Origin of the sequence: Agarilytica rhodophyticola, assembly GCF_002157225.2 — a bacterium.
In the GTDB taxonomy this organism is placed as follows: Bacteria; Pseudomonadota; Gammaproteobacteria; order Pseudomonadales; family Cellvibrionaceae; genus Agarilytica; species Agarilytica rhodophyticola.
In genome coordinates this window covers 401,289-418,486 of sequence record NZ_CP020038.1, presented here as the reverse complement: position 1 = coordinate 418,486, position 17,198 = coordinate 401,289, and the positions used below count along the sequence as shown (strand labels likewise).

Here is a 17,198-nt window from a genome sequence, read left to right as displayed (position 1 = left end):
TTAGGCGGCAATAAATAAAATATTCAACAAGCCCCAGTACAAAAAATCTAAAAGTTCTCTGGGATTTTGGCTTTCTCTTTTGCCACATCACGGGTCACGATGCGTCTTTCAACCATATCGGACAAACACTGATCCATAGTCTGCATACCCACGGCACCACCAGTCTGAATGGCCGAGTACATTTGCGCCACTTTATCTTCACGGATGAGGTTACGAATCGCTGGGGTTCCGCGCATAATTTCGTGCGCAGCCACACGACCGCCACCATTTTTCTTCAGCAACGTTTGAGAAATTACCGCTTCTAAAGATTCCGACAACATAGAACGCACCATAGATTTTTCATTAGCAGGGAATACGTCCACAACCCGGTCGATGGTTTTCGCAGCAGAGGTAGTATGCAGGGTACCAAATACCAAGTGCCCCGTTTCTGCAGCGGTAAGAGCAAGACGAATCGTTTCCAAATCTCGCATCTCACCTACGAGAATGATATCCGGGTCTTCCCGCAGAGCTGATCGCAAAGCTTCGGCGAAGCCGTGAGTATCTTTATGTACCTCACGTTGATTGATTAGGCACTTTTTACTCTCGTGAACAAATTCTATGGGATCCTCAATGGTTAACACATGGTGATACTTATTTTCATTGATAAAATCAATCATGGCAGCCAAGGTAGTGGACTTGCCTGAACCAGTAGGCCCGGTGACGAGAACAAGACCTCGAGGCACGGAAGATACATCGCGAAATACCTGCCCCATACCCAGCTCCTCCATGGTCAAAACCTTTGATGGAATGGTACGAAACACAGCGCCAGAACCGCGGTTTTGGTTGAACGCGTTTACCCGGAAACGCGCAACACCTGGCACCTCAAACGAAAAGTCTGTTTCAAGATATTCTTCGTAGTCTTTTCTTTGCTTGTCGTTCATGATGTCATAAATCAAACCATGAACCTGTTTGTGTTCCATCGGTGGCAAATTAATACGACGTACGTCACCATCAACACGGATCATCGGTGGCAAGCCAGCAGACAAGTGCAAATCTGACGCCCCTTGTTTAGCAGAAAATGCCAACAACTCAGTTATATCCATAGAAATTTAGCCTTTACCAAGGTTTTGTTTGAATTTAGCCAAAACGGCCTTAAATAAATTAGCCCACTACAGGCCATTAAAAATAGTGTAGATGATCTTACCGCAGCGCTGGCAATTCCACTATCCTAAAACTTCCAAGTGTTAGAGCCAGCTCAAACTTTGATTGCTAATCTATTATGCTGGGCCATGTTCACACTAATTTAACCACAAAGCGGGAAATCTATGCCTTCTATTGCTGACAGACTTGAGACAGTTCGAGACAGAATTTGTCAGGCAACTCATGAAAATCATCGCTCAGACAGCGATATTCTGTTGTTGGCGGTGAGTAAAAAACACCCAGCCAGTGCCATTGCCGCTGCCCATGCCGTTGGTCAAAATCATTTTGGTGAGAATTATCTACAAGAAGCTTTAGATAAAATAGAATCATTATCCATGCCAGAACTTATATGGCATTTTATAGGGCCAATTCAGTCCAATAAAACACGTGCTATTGCCGAAAACTTTCACTGGGTTCATACCGTCGACAGGTTGAAAATTGCCCAAAGGTTGTCCAACCAGAGACCGGCGGCGCTGGCGCCCATCAACCTTTGCATCCAAGTCAACATTGATAATGAGTTAAGTAAGTCTGGCGTTACCATCGAAGAAGTTGAAGAACTGGCTGTCGCTATAGAAAACTTGCCCAACATCAAGCTGCGTGGACTTATGGCAATACCTCGGCCAAATACTGGTGATATTAACGAAGGTAGCAACGCGTTTAAAAAAATGTACGATCTTTTTAACCAGCTCAAATCAAACAATCTATTTTCTAACTTCGACACTTTGTCCATGGGAATGTCAGCAGACTTAGAAATGGCAATAGCCAATGGCTCTACAATCGTTAGAATTGGAACAGATATTTTCGGCCCGCGAGAAAAATAAATAATAGATATTTTTACCGATCTTAATTACTTTTAAACCTAGAGGTGATTAATTATTTCATTTAGTCAGACTCTCATTTAAAAAATTAGTTATTAGATTTCTTGCGTGCCTTATTATTTTATCACAAGGCACGCGCTTCACTCTGTTGGCGTACCTTTATATAACCCCCCCTTTTGTAGTCATCTATAATCTCTGCCTACTTCTAAATATCTATATTTACGACAAAAAATTTCCGCTTTATATACGGATATGGATTCACGGACGCATTTCTATGACTGACGCAACTAAGTATACCCAAGAACATCGTCTAGTAAGTATGTCAGATATAAGCCTTGGCAATGACACTCTGCTTATTACTCATTTTTCAGGTACTGAACATATTTCTCAGTTGTTTCAATTTGAAGTTACATTCCTTTCTGCAAACCTTGATATACAACCAGAACAAATTGTTGGTAAAGACGTTACCATCACTATTAATAGCAGCACTAAGCGCTATTTCCACAGCTATATTAACCGCTTTGTTTTTGGTGAAATTGTTGCAGATGATTTGCGTGAATATAAAATTACTCTTGTGCCTTGGTTATGGTTTTTATCACAAACAAACAACCACCGAATTTTCCAAAATAAGAATACCCAAGAGATTGTGAGCCAGGTTCTTCAAGATCTTGGGTTTAGCGATTTTGAATTTCGTGCAGCGGGAGGCTCACCCCGAGAATATTGTATTCAACATAATGAAAGTGATTTAAATTTTATCACACGCCTGTTAGCTGAAGACGGTATTAATTATTTTTTTCAACATGAGCAGGGCAAACACAAACTTATTTTTGTCGACCCACAGTACTCTCATGAAATGTGCCCTGAGAGTGATTTGGAATATTCTCACGGTAGTAACCCCAACGCTCAAATTTCTGGTTGGCAACACAAGCACCACTTCAAAAAAGGGGCTTGGGCACTCAATGATTACGACTTTAAAACCCCAGATAAAAATCTTAACTCACACATTAGTACCCTAAGTAAATACCAGAATAACGCCAGTTACGAGCACTATGAATATCCCGGTTTATATGGCAGCAACCTTGGCCGCACTCTAGTGAAAATGCGCATGGAAGCGGAAGAATCTGAACGTCATTGTGTTAACGCCCAAAGTGACTACACCAGCCTCTATGCCGGTGGCCGCTTTAACCTGGCAAAGCACACAACGGCAAGCGAAAAAGGCCATTATATTTTAACTGAAGTTACCCACACCGCCACCGATACTACTTATCTAAACAACGATGAAGGCAAACTGGGGTATTGCAACAGTTTTGCTTGTGTTCCAGACAGTGTTCCTATACGCCCTAGATTACAACAACGTCCGCTAATGCGAGGCCCACAAACTGCGGTTGTAGTCGGCCCGGCCGGTGAAGAAATCTATGTCGACGAATACGGCCGCATTAAAGTCCAATTTATCTGGGATAGAGAAGGGCAAAAAAACGAGCACAGTACCTGTTTTCTCAGAGTGGCGCAAACTTGGGCGGGCAATAAATGGGGGGCTTCATTTATCCCACGTATCGGCCATGAAGTAGTGGTGGATTTCTACGATGGTGATCCCGATCGCCCTTTTGTTAGCGGCTCGGTTTATAACGGCAAAAATAAACCGCCATACACTATGAAGACCGTGAGCGGTATCAAGTCACACTCCACTAAGGGAGGCTCGGGTAAGAATTACAATGAACTTCGCTTCGATGACAAAAAAGGATCGGAGCAAATTTATGTCCATGCCGAAAAAGACCAAGATATCGTCGTGGAAAATGATAAACGCGAGCATGTATTTAAGGACAGGCACAAAACCGTTGAACAAGACCAATACGAAATTACCAAGCGCGACCATCACACGGTTATCGGCAAAGACAGGCTTGAAGAAGTACAAAACTCCAGCTTTTTACGCATAGCAAGAGATTATGTTGCCAAAATAGGACAAAACGTGATGCGTATTGTCGGCGGCGGTGAAATGCATAAAATCATGGGATCTCGCACCCGCGAGGTAATGGGTTCTGAAGGCATTGATATCAAAAAATCTCGCTCCGTTAAAGTGGGCAAGGAGCTGTTTCACAAAGGCCCCACCATGGTCTATCAGGGAGAAAAAGAACTCACGATTAAAGGCCCTGGTGGCTTTATTAAAATTGATTCCAGCGGCGTTACCATCGTCGGTAAAAAAGTCAAAATTAATGAAGGTGGCAGTGCTGGAGTTGCCGAAATTGTTGCCGCATCCGACCCTAACGAAGCGGAAAAACCCCGGGTTGCCGACATTGCTATTGATGGTCGCCACTAAGAAAAATTAAGGAAAATAGGGCGGGCAGAACAATAATGACAACCAATTCAGATACGGGCTCAAAGCTTGAGTATAGTGATGGTTTGCAGTTTTATATATTCGAGGAGCTAGAGTCCCTTGTAAAAAATGGCCAGCTGTACACGATTATTGATGCAATCACCCACAACGATGTAGCAGGCTTTGCTGCTGAATTAATAGATGAAGGCTTAGCAAGCACCTTACCCGAAATCGGAGCATCAGAATTCACATCAAATGATGCCATACCCTATATTGTAAAAATTTCACCGCGTTTTTGGCGGTTTATAACTCGCGAAATTTGGCCACCATCTAAAAATGCAGAAACACCTGAAGAAAGTTTACCCAGCTGGGGTATTTTTTTTGAGCTTGCGGATAATAGTTTAGCTTTTTCCTCACTGGTTAAACATTGGCGACGCTGGTATTTTGTCGACTTACCCAATAACCAACAGCCAACACCACAACAAAAAGCCGAAACCCCACATACCCGTGCGGTATTTCGCTTTTTTGATCCGCGTTTAATTAGCGCCTTTCTCGATGTTGCAACAGTCTCAGAAAAAATAACGTTTTTTGGCCCAACAGCACGAATATTTTTACCCCAAGGCGACGGCTCTGCAAATATTTATCAAGCACCAGAAATAACGCCTGAAACCAGCAATATTCGCCCATTAAATATCAGCGAAAAAACGCCTTTTATTATGCGTCCCGAGCATATGCAGGCTTTGGAACTTAGGCGTTTAGAACAGAGAATTCCTGTCTTTCGCGAATATTTAGAAAAACACTTCGAAGTCGAGTTTCAACGTTGGAATATTGAAGATAGAGAGCTATTTATTCAGAGCGGCTTACGCAAGGCCAGCGATTATGGCTTTTTATCCGAACGTTCCGCCGCCGGTTGGTTATCTCTACAACTGTTATACGGCTTTGACTTTGCCAGCAGCCAACCCTGGGCTATGAATATTTTAAAAGACCCACGCCACACAGTAGGCAATGAAGACCACGCCGATCGTTTAATTAACGCAGGCTTTGACAATTACCAGCGCATACAAGCACAGCAAGTACAAGAGGGAGCAAAATCATGAGCCAGGAAGAGCATTCATTAGGTGGCGGTAGTTCGTCAAATATCATCGACGATGCCAAAGAAGATCTCGATAACTTCCCTACCGCCAATATTTACGATGGCGGCTGTGCAGAATGTGCCTGTGAAATTCCTATTGAACTGAAGTATGAAAAAGATGATGCCCCCGTTCCCGATGCCGAGTTTGTTGTTAAGTGGGGAGAACAAGAAGAAGGGGAAGAGGGCGAAATCATTGTCACGCCTAAAACCGACGCCCAAAAAGCTGCACCTGAAATTAAAGGGGTGGTGGATACAAATGGTTTAGCACGCGTTAAAAACAGCCCCTGTGGCAGTTATGTTGTGCTCTTTGGCGAAGGTTCTGATGCCTTAAAGGTAGAATCTCTAGATGAAAAGTCCGATCTTTATCTCGCCATTGAAGACGCATCCGCAAAAGCAGGGGTTGGCTCACTGACACCCACAGGCCGTGGTCAATTGATGTGGTGGCTGGTGTATTGGACAAAGCAAAAAGCAGCGAAATACAAAATCGAGCAAATTAGACATAAGAATATTTCTGATAAAACAGAAATTACCGCTTTTGTTGAAAAGCACGGTAAAGCCTTATGGACAGATAACAATGGACAAGTCGATCAACGAGCTAAGAGCGAAGTTTTACAAGAGCTGCGCAATGATTCTTTAGCCGATATTGCCACAGATAACTGGAACCCTTTTAGCAGTGATGGCGCGCTTGTACGCTTAGAACAAGAATTAAATAACCGCCTAGACCATATTAACTACCCCGATGACCCCGCTGCCAATAAAGTGGCCAAAGAGCTGGAAACAACTCTGGTTAATGGCATTAAAATCCCTGACTCAAGATTTTATAAAATACTACAAAATATTGGCCAAGCGGAACGTGTGGCAGCACAGCTCTTCGACCCTGATGCCGACGACGGCTGGGATGTATTTTTACTGGTGGCTGAAGCCATTTTAGGTTTTATACCTGTTGTTGGCGATATTATTGATGTGATTGACATTATTAGATGGGTCTGTCAATTTTTAGGTGACGATGGTGAAACGCCTACTACGTGGGATTATATCGAACTGGGGGCACTGTCACTGGGGTTTATTCCGGTTGCTGGTTTTTTTCTAAAAAAAGCCTTTGCTCCTATTGCACGCTTTTTTGCCGGTATTCGCGGCGCGTCGAAAGCCAGCGGCAAAGCCAGCGATTTATTGCAAGAAACCATAAAGGTTCTAAGAAATGTCGCCAATGGCAATCTTGTAAAATGGATTCGCAAAAAACAACAGGAGGTGAAACATCATGTCGATTTCCTAAAAGAAAAAATGGTCAAGATGTGCGAAAGCGTTATTGCTGCACTGAAAGAATATATTGATAAGTTATGGTTTAGGAGTCGCTTTGCTGAAAAAATCTTGACAGCGTTTAAGACGTTTAAAGATAAAGTGGAAGAATATCTCGATCTTTTTTTTGAAATGATTGACGAATTAGTAAAAACCTTTATTAAAAAAATCGCCAATCGTTTTACCGCAACCACTGTTGCCAAAAATTCGAAAGAGACCACCGTCTTTAAATTGGGACGCCGCCAAGCCGATGGTTCAGGAGGACTTGCCAAAAAAGGACATGGCAAACCCAAGGGGCCGTGTCCTAAAGCGGGGCAATTAGCGACTATGGGAACCTTAGTAGCGGCGTCGAGTTTAGCAGGGCCGTCGTCGAATCCTGCGGAGGAAAGCAACCCGGTCAATATGATCCTCGGCCAACCCTTTATTAACCAAGTAGATATTAGCGCAGGCCACTTTACTTTAGAGCGCACCTGGACACCGGGCCAGGGGGGCGGTTTATTTGGCCCGCACTGGAGCACACCCCTGTCTAATTTTGTCGAAATTGGCCCTGAAGGCGCCATTTTCCAAACGGCCATGGGCCGCAAAATCCCCTTCGATGTACCCTTTGACGGCGCCGTCTGCGTCAATATTCACGATAATAACTATAAGCTAATGGCCTACGGCAACGGCTACGCCATTGAAGATGCCAATAACTTATTATGGATTTACCAATGGCACGACGGCATGGTAAGGCGACTGTCTGCCGTGCGCGATAGCAACGGCCAGGGTTTTGATATTGCCTATGCCCCCGACACCGAGGCCCCCATCGGCTTAAAGCCCACCCAGATTACCCTTACCAATGGCGATATCTACGACCTTGAAGTACAGGGGGGCCGTTTACAGCGGGTGCACCATCGCGCCAGCGGCATTATCGAGGCCGAGTTTGACTATAACGAGCAGGGCTTATTAATCGGTGCCAGCGATGCGGCGGGCTATCGCATGGGCTATGCCTACGACAGCAAACGCCGTGTAGTGGGCTTGGATTATAACGGCGAGCACTGCACCGCCTATGAATACGACAATCAAAACCGCGTGATTGGCGTGGCCACCGATACCGATTACTACCACGATCGCTTTGACTATGGCCAGCCCAATAGTGAGGGTGTAAGAGCCGTTAGTTTTATAAATACCTTAGGCGAGCGCAAAAGCCTGCATATTGATAGCGAAGATCAGGTTATTGCGGTTATCGAACCCCAAGGGCGAGTCAACAAATACCACTACAATCAAGACGGCGATGTGGTTCGTGTTATTACCCCGCAAAAGAGCGAGTTTAACTATCAATGGGACACATTGAGCAACCTTTTAGCCATCACCTACCCCGACGGCAGTACGGAAGCATTCGAACGCGATAAACGCGGTCGCCTGCTCAGCTATACCGACCAAGGCGGCGCCCAATGGCAATACGAAAGGGACGACAAGGGCAATATTATTGCCGAACATTCCCCCGATGGCCGCTGTTGGCGCTACCAACTTAACGAACGCGGCCAAGCGACTAGAATTTATCAGCCCGACGGCTCCATCGTTACCCTGGCCTATAATGCCCAACAACGCTTATCCCAGTGGACCGACGCTCTCGGCGCTACCACCACCTTTACCTACAATAGCCACGGCCAGTTAAGCACCCGCACCTACCCCGATGGCACCGCCACCCATTTTCAATATGACACCATGGGCCGTATCACCGCCGCCACCCTCGCCAATGGCAGCTCATTACAGTGGCGCTGGTCGGCGCGAGGGGATCTTATTGAAGCCATCGACGGAGAAGGTAAAAAAACACAGCGACAATATGGCCCTTATGGTTTACTACAAGCCGTCACTGACCCCAGCGGCGGCACGGTTCATTTTGAATATGATCAACTGCTGCGTTTAACGGATGTCATTAACGAAAATAATGAACGCTATCGCTATGACTATGACGCCAGTGGCAGCGTCACCAAAGAGACGGACTTTTCCGGGCGGCAACTCTTATATCGCTACAATAACGCAGGACAGCTTATTGAAAAAACAGCAGGCGATGGCGTAAAAACTCACTATCACTATAATGTGATGGGACAGCCTATTCGCCAGGAATTATTTGATAGGGGCGAACAGAAAGCGCCAACACTGACTCGCTTTGCATACGATAAACGCGGGCACATCACCGCCGCACAAAATCGCGATGCCACGATTGAATTTGAGCGCGATGAGCTGGGACGCATTGTCAGCGAAAGTATTAACGGGCGCATAATTGAATCCAATTACAACGCCTTAGGTGAATTGGCCTCGAAAAACTTTGATGGCCGCCTTGCTCATTATCATTACGACGCCAATGGTTTACTTAACACCTTAACTATCGGCAAACACGCGCCCTTACAGTTTGAGCGGGACTTAATGGGCCGCGAACGCAGCCGCCGTTCTGGCGCAGGTTTTATCGAACAACGCCAATGGAGCCAGATAGGCCAACTTAAAACCCAAATCGCAGGCAAAGACAGCGAGCTGTTTAATACACAGCACTATGGTTTTCAGCATCAAGATATCCCCACCCGCACCCAAGGGGATATAGGCGCAGCGCGCAGCTATCACTACGATAAAGCCTTTAATCCCACCGTGATTAACGACGCCCGCTCCGGCAGTACTCATTACCACTATAACGCCAACAACCAAATTACAAAGGTCGACTACCAGCAACAACACCAGCAAGCAGGATTAATCCAAGAACGCTTTCACTACGACAAGACCAAAAATATTGTCAGTGTAGAGCAGCAGGACAAAGGCACCTCCCTCTCCCTGCTGCAAGACGCGCCGGTGCACAACACACACAACAGTATCAAACGCACCGCCGGCGGCCGCATCCAACGCCGAGGCGACACCACCTACGCCTACGACGCCCAGGGTCGCATGATCGGCAAACGTGTAGATAAAAACGGCTTTCGCCCACAAAAATGGAGCTATCAATGGAACGGCGAAGACCAATTAACACGAGTAACAACGCCAGATAATGCCACCTGGGAATATCAGTACGATCCCTTTGGCAGGCGCATTGGTAAAAGTTGTATTCAAGCAGGAACAAAACATCAGCGCCATAAAACCTATGAACAAGTGAACTACTTATGGTCGGGTAACCTGTTAAGTGAAGAGCGACGAATATATGCGGATGGCACGGAGCAAACGGTTGCTTACCATTACGAGCAGGATAGTTTTGTACCGATAGCGCAAGAGGTGGATGGTGAGCTGAGTTATATTGTTACCGATCATTTAGGTACGCCAAAGGAACTCATATCCGAAGAAGGAGAAGTGCGTTGGTATACGCGCCATCAGCTTTGGGGGAGAACCGTACAATTAAAAACCCACTCGAATAACGCTGCGAATGATGACTGTCACCTGCGTTTTCAAGGGCAGTTAGAGGATGAGGAAAGCGGGCTTTACTATAATCGGTTTCGTTATTATGATCCTGAATCTGGGGATTATTTAAGTCAAGATCCGATTGGGTTGAAAGGTGGATTAAGGCCGAATGGATATGTAGAAACGCCTACTACTTGGATTGATCCTTTTGGGTTGAGTCAGGATAAATCAAAGCCGTGTAAGGAAGTTGCAAAGAAAGTACCGAACCCAGGGGGGCGTTTAGGAAAGCAGAGCACCAGGCAGCATATTGATGAAGTTGCCACTGAAATGGAGAAGAGAGGCTTTACAATAACCGATGGAGGGAATCGTCTACCTGAAGAATATCTGCCGGGGCCAGGCGGTGGCAGAAAAGGCTCGTCATTCCCAGACATAACGGCAACCAAGAATGGACGCACTGTACGAGTTAACACTGTAGACACTCGAGCTGATGGATTAACTCCCTCCACTCGAGAAGCGAGAAATGCAGCAAGAATCCGCTCGCAAACACCTGGCGATCATCTTTTATTAATCCCTAAACCGTGATGAATGAATATGGCTAAGAAGCAATTTTCTTTTTTTTCTACTAAAAGTGATCTATTGAGTGCATTGTATTTGGCTGCGGAGAAAGCAAAATTTAATTTTGCTTGCCTTGCAGACGGGTCCAATGTACCAGATGTTTATCAGGCAGCAACTGAACTGGATGATTTGTCGATTGGCACATATGGGAATCAGAGTAATGATAAGTTGTATTTGTTTATTGAGCCAGAATCAAATCCGATAGCTAGGCAAGTTGAGCAAAGGAACGGAGGCTTTAAAAGTTTTTTTGATCAACTATCTCACCCAGCAAGTGTTGCTTTTCGGCCTGGTGGATTAATAAATAGTTCTAATTGTATTATCGCTGGCCAGATTGGTACTACTACTGACGAGGGTTGGTCAAATAGCCTTTATAAAATTCTTTTTTCTAGCTTCAAGAAACGATTCACGAAAATAAAGTCTTTCTATGTTGGGCCTGAAGCTGAAAAAAAATTAGACGAAGGATGGAGGTTAACTACTAACATAAAATCGCCAGAGGATTATGACTTAAAGCGTTAGATAGAGTGCACGCGTGCCTATGAATACGACAATCAAAACTGTAGTGGTCTACTATATCCGAACAAGGGGAAGTCCGATGGCATACACGCCATCAGCTTTGAGAGAAAACTGTACAAGTAAAAACCTGAATGTAAAAATTAATTATTCTGGAGGTTATCAAACTGTTGAGTTATCCACTAGATTAACTCAAAGAGTTGAGAAATAGTTATGAACACTTTTCTTCATCGGAGGTATTTCAAATGATAAACTTAAACACTCTGTCCAGCATAAAGATTTTTGGCATTGGTGTATCTGATAGCACCATTATAGAAATAGAGGAAAGGCTGTCATTAAAACTTCCTAGTGAATATATTAAATTATTAAAACAAGCAGATGGTTTTTTCTTAGATAATGGGATAACAGTTTATTCATCTAAAGATATTTGTGAGCGTAATGAAACTTTTGAGGTTCAAGATTACGCTCCCGGACACCTTGCCATTGGCGATGATAGTGGCGGTTTATCTATTCTTATCAACCTTGAAAACGAAAAAATCTTTAGTGTCGATCAAGGCAGTATGGATGTTGACGATATGACTTTAATTGGCAATAGTTTAAGTAATTGGCTTTTAAATGGATGTAAGTTGTAACAATTGAAAAGAAGTGATAAATGACTAAACAATTGCAAAAAATTATTCATCTAATAAATACTGGTGACCTTCTGTCTACAAAAATATTTTCAGCTATTGATATAGACAGTGCTTTAGATAAGCGGGATTCAGGGCCTTTTGATAGTCATTGGATGTCGGCTTTTAATGAAACTGAGTCAATCTATAAAAAAATGGCATTAAATGAGCAAGTAATCGCAAGTATTAATAAGATAAGGGAGTTAGCATTTAAAGCTGTAAAAGAAGCTGCCGATAGCGAGATAGCAGCATATGTCAGTGACGACTTTGAGTTAATCGCTAAATCAGTTGTTATCAACTCTACCAACCTCTGGGTATCTGCGCTCTTTAGCACCTATATATCAGGTAACTTTCCTTATGGTGATTTGGAGCCTCAAGGGACAGAGATAGCACACTTATTAACAACAGCATAAGTTTAATATTAGCTCTTTTGAAATACCTTATACTGTAGGGCGTTAACAGGCTCTATATGGCGCCAAAGCCCCCCGAAATATTGGCGATTTATTGATACACTGTAGTCGTTTATCTCAAACACTTTACCAAAGGATGTTCGTATGCCTAAAGCCGCGCGACTGGCCGATATCGGTGCAGGTCATGGATGTTTTCCACCTACCCCTATTATTTCCGGGTCCGGGGATGTTTCAATTAATGGTCGTCCGGCTGCCCGCAAAGGTGATCCTTTGTTACTGCATGCCTGCGGTAATTGCCCACCCCATGGTCGTTCAATATCGGCAGGATCGGCAACCGTATCCATTAACGGTAAAGCAGCGGCACGGGCGTCAGATGGTATTGGCTGTGGTGGCTCTGTCTCGACGGGCTCTGGCGATACCTTGATCGGCGATGTAGGTATGGGAGGCGCGCTGAAATCGTGTATGGAAGGCGCAAGTAAGTCTGCTTCTGCTTTTGTCAAAGTTGCATTTGATGCTTTCCCTTTATCTGGAGAGGAGAGCAAAATGGCACGTTTTACTATGGCGACCTATTCCGGTCCCGAGGCATTGCAAAATTATGCTATGGGGGAAGCCAAATCCATTATTGGCTCTCAGCTGCAAAGCTTACAATCGGCGGCCTATGCTCCGGCATTGGCGAGTTTGGGTATTGACCCGGTCAGCGCAGGTATGGATGCCATTCAAGCAGTAGCCAGTGGCGCGCCATTACAAAACGCCATAATTTCGCAAGTAAATAACATGATTGAAGGATCGTTAGTCTCCCATCTTTCTAGCAGCGCCCAGAGTCAACTTGCGAAGGGGATGCTAGGCCAAGCGGTATCTGCTATACAAGGGGGACGCATAGCGCCAGATACTTTTATTGAGCCCCTACTATCTAGCGCTGCTTCATCGATTCCAGGGGCACCTCTCGCCATTGCCGTTGGCAAAGCAGCACAAAGTGTAATCACTGGCACAGCACCTGCTACCGCGGCCAAACTACTAGCACCGAGTTTATCTCCACTTACAGATGAAATAGCTAACACTGCTGTAGATGAATTTACCGGAAACATCGTCCCATCACTGGCTTAGTTAACAAAGGCGAAGATCTCTTAGTTAGAAAGGGCTAATAAGTGATTGGTCAATTTATCACCGTTAAAAATTCGCAGACATAATCAACAAGCCCTACTATAATCTGCCCTCCATTTATTAAATAGCTGGGTGAGTTTTGTCCAAAACTGAAGAAAAGATAGCCTTTGTCGGTGCAGGCAATATGGCGGGAAGTATTATTCGCGGACTTGTTCAGCAGGGCCACTCAGCAGAATACATTTGGGCATCGGCACCTAGTGAGAAAAACCTTGCGGCATTAAATGACCAGCTTGGTGTTCATACAACACACGATAATAATGCTTGCGTTAACTTAGCGAATATTGTCGTTCTAGGTGTAAAGCCCCAAATGATGAAGCAGGTGTGCGAAAATATTCGCGCATCTTTAAACCCTTCAGCCCTGGTTATTTCCCTGGCGGCAGGGGTCACTTGTGACAGTATTAACCGTTGGCTAGACGGCGAATATCCTGTGGTACGCTGCATGTCTAATACCCCTGCACAAGTATCATTGGGTGCCAGCGGACTATACGCTAATAATTTAGTCAATAATGAGCAAAAAACACAAACCCAAGCGATTTTAAGTACTGTAGGTATTGTCTGCTGGGTAGAAAGCGAAGCACTTATCGATACAGTAACAGCAGTCGCAGGGAGCGGTCCGGCTTACTTTTTCTTATTTATCGAAGCCATGATAGATACCGCAGTAAAACAAGGTATGCCAGAAACAACAGCCCGGGAACTAGCTATACAAACAGCTTTAGGCGCTGCAAAATTAGCGCAATTAAGTGATGATAGTGTGGTACAGCTGCGTCAAAAAGTGACATCACCAAAAGGTACAACCGAACGGGCAATTGCCGCTTTTGAAAAAAATAATATTCGCGCTACAGTAGAAAATGCGATGGATGCTTGCACAAAGCGAGCTCAAGAATTGGCCAACGACAACTGAATGAGATTCCATGAATTTATTATCTGAAATCCTACTTTATATTACTGAAACACTTGGCGCTCTATATTTAGTAGCCATTATTCTACGTTTCTTTTTACAACTTGCCCGTGCCGACTTTTATAATCCTTTTTCCCAAACCTTGGTTAAAGTTACCAACCCGGCATTAATTCCAATTCGCCGTGTTATACCAGGAGTCCTAGGCATTGATGCAGCCGCTATCGTGTTAGCCCTGCTAGTGCAAGTGATCTTGGGTGAAGCCAATTATTTCATTGTCTATCAATCATTCTTTAATCCTCTATCGGCAATATTGTTTGGCATTCTAGGTATTCTCAAAATCACTACCTATTTAGTTTTTGCTACGATTATTATTCTAGTAATTTCCAGCTTTTTAGCCCCTCATAGCTCCCACCCCGTTATCATGTTAGCGCGCCAGTTATTAGAACCTCTTATGGCCCCTATACAGCGGCTTTTACCTCCAATGGGTGGACTGGATTTCTCGGTTCTATTTATCGGCATGGGCAATGTGATCTTACAAAAAGTGCTTGATGCTACAGCCTGGGGTATGAACCTGCACAATCCTCCATTAACCTTCCTTGTTATAGGTTACTAGGGGTAAAGTATTCTTATATGCCGCAAACCATTCCATCCGATTCAGTAGGTATTGTCACCCCTCAGGAATTTATTTTTACTGAACCTCAGCAACTTGCCTCTGGGCAAGTTCTTGTGCAGCAAACATTGATGGTAGAAACCTATGGCGAGCTCAATAGTAAGAAAAGCAATGCCATTTTAATTTGTCATGCTTTGTCGGGGCACCATCATGCCGCAGGTTACCACAGCCTGGAAGATAAAAAGCCTGGTTGGTGGGATGCTTATATTGGCCCGGGAAAGCCAATAGATACCAATAAATTCTTTGTTGTTTCACTGAATAATTTGGGGGGTTGCCACGGTTCCACAGGTCCAACGTCTAATGATCCGCAAACGAATAAGCCCTATGGCGCAGACTTTCCCAATTTAAGAGTGCGCGATTGGGTAAGCAGTCAAGCACGTCTGGCAGATCGTTTAGGCATAGAGCAATGGGCAGCTGTAGTGGGTGGCAGTTTAGGTGGTATGCAGGCTATGCGCTGGTCTCTGCAATATCCGAATCGCCTGCGCCACTGTATCGTCATTGCATCAGCCATGAGCTTAACAGCACAAAATATTGCCTTTAATGAAACCGCTCGCCAGGCCATCATGTCAGATCCCCAATTTAATGATGGCCATTATCTGCAACAAAGCACTATTCCTGTCGGCGGTTTATCTGTAGCGAGAATGATCGGCCACATCACGTATTTATCTGACGATGGTATGGGCAAAAAATTTGGTCGCGAGCTGCGTTCCGGAAGCTTTGATGAAGGCGAACAGGAACCAGTAGAATTTCAAATTGAAAGTTATTTACGCTACCAAGGCGAAACGTTCTCTAGAGCCTTCGACGCTAATACCTATATTCTTATGACGCGGGCGTTAGACTATTTTGACTTAGCCAGAGATTATAATGATAACCCAGCTGAGGCATTTTCCCATGCCAGCTGTAAGTACCTTGTTATATCTTTTACCTCAGACTGGCGATTTGCACCTGAGCGCTCTCGAGAGATAGTCAACGCACTCAATAAAGCGGATAAGGATGTGATTTATGCGGAAATCGAGTCGCCCTACGGACACGATGCATTTCTAATACCGAAACAGGCACGTTATTGGGATCTACTCAGTGCTTACATGAAGAATATTGAGGTGGATACCTAATGCGCGTCGACCATCAAATTATTGAAAACTGGGTGCGGGCAGATACGCGTATTTTAGACCTAGGCTGCGGCGACGGCACACTATTGAAAAACCTTATGCGAAGTAAAAATATTCGCGGCTACGGCCTCGACATTAACTCTGAAAATATCCTGCGCTGCGTTGAAAACGGTGTCAATGTCATCGAGCAAAATATTGACCAAGGCCTCTATAACTTTGAAGACCAAAGTTTTGATACGGTTATCATGTCGCAAACCATTCAAACAATGCAATATCCCGATAGAGCACTTAATGAAATGCTGCGCATCGGTAAAGAGTGTATTGTTGCCTTTCCAAATTTTGGCCATTGGCGAGCACGTTTACAATTACTGATAAATGGCCGCATGCCAGTGTCTGATATTTTACCTTACGAATGGTATAACACGCCCAATATTCACTTTTGTACTTTTCGCGACTTTGAATTTTTATGTCAGGCATTGAATATAAAGGTTCTTAATCGGGCGGTGGTTGCAACTCGCTCGCTGGGAACATTCTTACAGCATATCCATCCTAACCTGTTTGCAGAAACTGCTATTTATAGAGTCTCAAGATAATGCGAAATATAATATTTTTAGCCTGTATGTTGGCCTTGTTAAGCACAAGCTTTTCGAGCTATGCCCAGCGTGATCCGAACCTTAAGTTTCAGACAGAGGTAGGTGATTTTGCTGTTAATCATGTGGTTTTTAACAGCACCTTTGTACTTCCTGAAGTCGCTAAGATCTATAAACTTAAACGCAGTAAGTACGAATCCCTGTTAAATATTTCTGTTAATCGCAAAAATATTCCTGGAACTGTTGGCGCAAAACTAAGCGGTACTGTCACCAATTTATTACAGCAGCAAAAGAGTCTTAAATTTATCGAGATCAAAGAAGAGAATTCTATTTACTACCTGGCACCGATACGTATCGCTAATGAAGAGGTGCTACATTTTTCTATTACTCTACGTCCTGATGGCACTGATGAAGATCTTACCTTCAAGTTCTCACAGACTGTATACGCGGATGAGTAAAACAGGAATATCC

The 17,198-nt window shown here is 44.4% G+C and carries 14 protein-coding genes; 13 read left to right on the top strand and 1 reads right to left on the bottom strand.

Annotated features, from left to right (window positions below; translation table 11 throughout):
* Positions 1-47: 47 nt before the first annotated feature.
* Positions 48-1,082, bottom strand: coding sequence for a type IV pilus twitching motility protein PilT (locus BVC89_RS01755; protein WP_086929583.1), 1,035 nt, complete (start codon positions 1,080-1,082; stop codon positions 48-50).
* 222 nt (positions 1,083-1,304) lie between these two features.
* On the opposite strand from BVC89_RS01755, the gene BVC89_RS01750 reads away from it, so the two are divergent.
* From BVC89_RS01750 to BVC89_RS01690, 13 genes are all read left to right on the top strand, one after another.
* Positions 1,305-2,000, top strand: coding sequence for a YggS family pyridoxal phosphate-dependent enzyme (locus tag BVC89_RS01750; protein ID WP_086929582.1), 696 nt, complete (start codon positions 1,305-1,307; stop codon positions 1,998-2,000).
* Positions 2,001-2,271: 271 nt separating this feature from the next.
* The gene (locus tag BVC89_RS01745) at positions 2,272-4,311 is read left to right on the top strand and encodes a type VI secretion system Vgr family protein (protein ID WP_086929581.1); all 2,040 of its coding nucleotides are present in this window, start codon (positions 2,272-2,274) and stop codon (positions 4,309-4,311) included.
* A gap of 35 nt (positions 4,312-4,346) precedes the next feature.
* Complete coding sequence (locus BVC89_RS01740) at positions 4,347-5,405, top strand: DUF4123 domain-containing protein (RefSeq protein WP_086929580.1); 1,059 nt, start codon at positions 4,347-4,349, stop codon at positions 5,403-5,405.
* The gene (locus tag BVC89_RS01735) at positions 5,402-10,678 is read left to right on the top strand and encodes an RHS repeat-associated core domain-containing protein (RefSeq protein WP_086929579.1); all 5,277 of its coding nucleotides are present in this window, start codon (positions 5,402-5,404) and stop codon (positions 10,676-10,678) included. The genes BVC89_RS01740 and BVC89_RS01735 overlap by 4 nt, the downstream gene beginning before the upstream one ends.
* 9 nt (positions 10,679-10,687) lie before the next feature.
* On the top strand, positions 10,688-11,227 hold the full coding sequence (locus tag BVC89_RS01730; RefSeq protein ID WP_158657742.1) for a hypothetical protein: 540 nt from the start codon (positions 10,688-10,690) through the stop codon (positions 11,225-11,227).
* A gap of 239 nt (positions 11,228-11,466) precedes the next feature.
* Positions 11,467-11,853 (top strand): SMI1/KNR4 family protein, encoded by a 387-nt coding sequence (locus BVC89_RS01725; RefSeq protein ID WP_086929577.1) that lies wholly within the window; start codon positions 11,467-11,469, stop codon positions 11,851-11,853.
* 20 nt (positions 11,854-11,873) lie between these two features.
* Complete coding sequence (locus tag BVC89_RS01720; RefSeq protein ID WP_086929576.1) at positions 11,874-12,302, top strand: hypothetical protein; 429 nt, start codon at positions 11,874-11,876, stop codon at positions 12,300-12,302.
* A 141-nt stretch (positions 12,303-12,443) separates the two neighbouring features.
* On the top strand, positions 12,444-13,403 hold the full coding sequence (locus tag BVC89_RS01715) for a PAAR domain-containing protein (RefSeq protein WP_086929575.1): 960 nt from the start codon (positions 12,444-12,446) through the stop codon (positions 13,401-13,403).
* 136 nt (positions 13,404-13,539) lie between these two features.
* Positions 13,540-14,361 (top strand): pyrroline-5-carboxylate reductase, encoded by an 822-nt coding sequence (proC, locus tag BVC89_RS01710; protein WP_086929574.1) that lies wholly within the window; start codon positions 13,540-13,542, stop codon positions 14,359-14,361.
* Positions 14,362-14,371: 10 nt separating this feature from the next.
* Entirely contained in the window at positions 14,372-14,971 is a 600-nt protein-coding gene (locus tag BVC89_RS01705; RefSeq protein WP_086929573.1) for a YggT family protein, read from the top strand.
* Between the two features lie 17 nt (positions 14,972-14,988).
* Positions 14,989-16,140, top strand: a complete 1,152-nt coding sequence (gene metX / locus BVC89_RS01700; protein WP_086929572.1) for a homoserine O-succinyltransferase MetX — start codon at positions 14,989-14,991, stop codon at positions 16,138-16,140.
* On the top strand, positions 16,140-16,730 hold the full coding sequence (gene metW, locus BVC89_RS01695; protein ID WP_086929571.1) for a methionine biosynthesis protein MetW: 591 nt from the start codon (positions 16,140-16,142) through the stop codon (positions 16,728-16,730). Before metX ends, metW begins: the two co-directional genes overlap by 1 nt.
* Positions 16,730-17,185, top strand: coding sequence for a DUF4426 domain-containing protein (locus tag BVC89_RS01690; protein ID WP_086929570.1), 456 nt, complete (start codon positions 16,730-16,732; stop codon positions 17,183-17,185). The genes metW and BVC89_RS01690 overlap by 1 nt, the downstream gene beginning before the upstream one ends.
* The last annotated feature ends 13 nt before the right edge of the window (positions 17,186-17,198 follow it).

Bases quoted from the DNA above. Each gene is read 5' to 3' on its own strand.
- BVC89_RS01755 (WP_086929583.1), bottom strand. From the start codon at position 1,082: ATGGATATAACTGAGTTGTTGGCATTTTCTGCTAAACAAGGGGCGTCA.
- BVC89_RS01750 (WP_086929582.1), top strand. From the start codon at position 1,305: ATGCCTTCTATTGCTGACAGACTTGAGACAGTTCGAGACAGAATTTGT.
- BVC89_RS01745 (WP_086929581.1), top strand. From the start codon at position 2,272: ATGACTGACGCAACTAAGTATACCCAAGAACATCGTCTAGTAAGTATG.
- BVC89_RS01740 (WP_086929580.1), top strand. From the start codon at position 4,347: ATGACAACCAATTCAGATACGGGCTCAAAGCTTGAGTATAGTGATGGT.
- BVC89_RS01735 (WP_086929579.1), top strand. From the start codon at position 5,402: ATGAGCCAGGAAGAGCATTCATTAGGTGGCGGTAGTTCGTCAAATATC.
- BVC89_RS01730 (WP_158657742.1), top strand. From the start codon at position 10,688: ATGGCTAAGAAGCAATTTTCTTTTTTTTCTACTAAAAGTGATCTATTG.
- BVC89_RS01725 (WP_086929577.1), top strand. From the start codon at position 11,467: ATGATAAACTTAAACACTCTGTCCAGCATAAAGATTTTTGGCATTGGT.
- BVC89_RS01720 (WP_086929576.1), top strand. From the start codon at position 11,874: ATGACTAAACAATTGCAAAAAATTATTCATCTAATAAATACTGGTGAC.
- BVC89_RS01715 (WP_086929575.1), top strand. From the start codon at position 12,444: ATGCCTAAAGCCGCGCGACTGGCCGATATCGGTGCAGGTCATGGATGT.
- BVC89_RS01705 (WP_086929573.1), top strand. From the start codon at position 14,372: ATGAATTTATTATCTGAAATCCTACTTTATATTACTGAAACACTTGGC.
- metX (WP_086929572.1), top strand. From the start codon at position 14,989: ATGCCGCAAACCATTCCATCCGATTCAGTAGGTATTGTCACCCCTCAG.
- metW (WP_086929571.1), top strand. From the start codon at position 16,140: ATGCGCGTCGACCATCAAATTATTGAAAACTGGGTGCGGGCAGATACG.
- BVC89_RS01690 (WP_086929570.1), top strand. From the start codon at position 16,730: ATGCGAAATATAATATTTTTAGCCTGTATGTTGGCCTTGTTAAGCACA.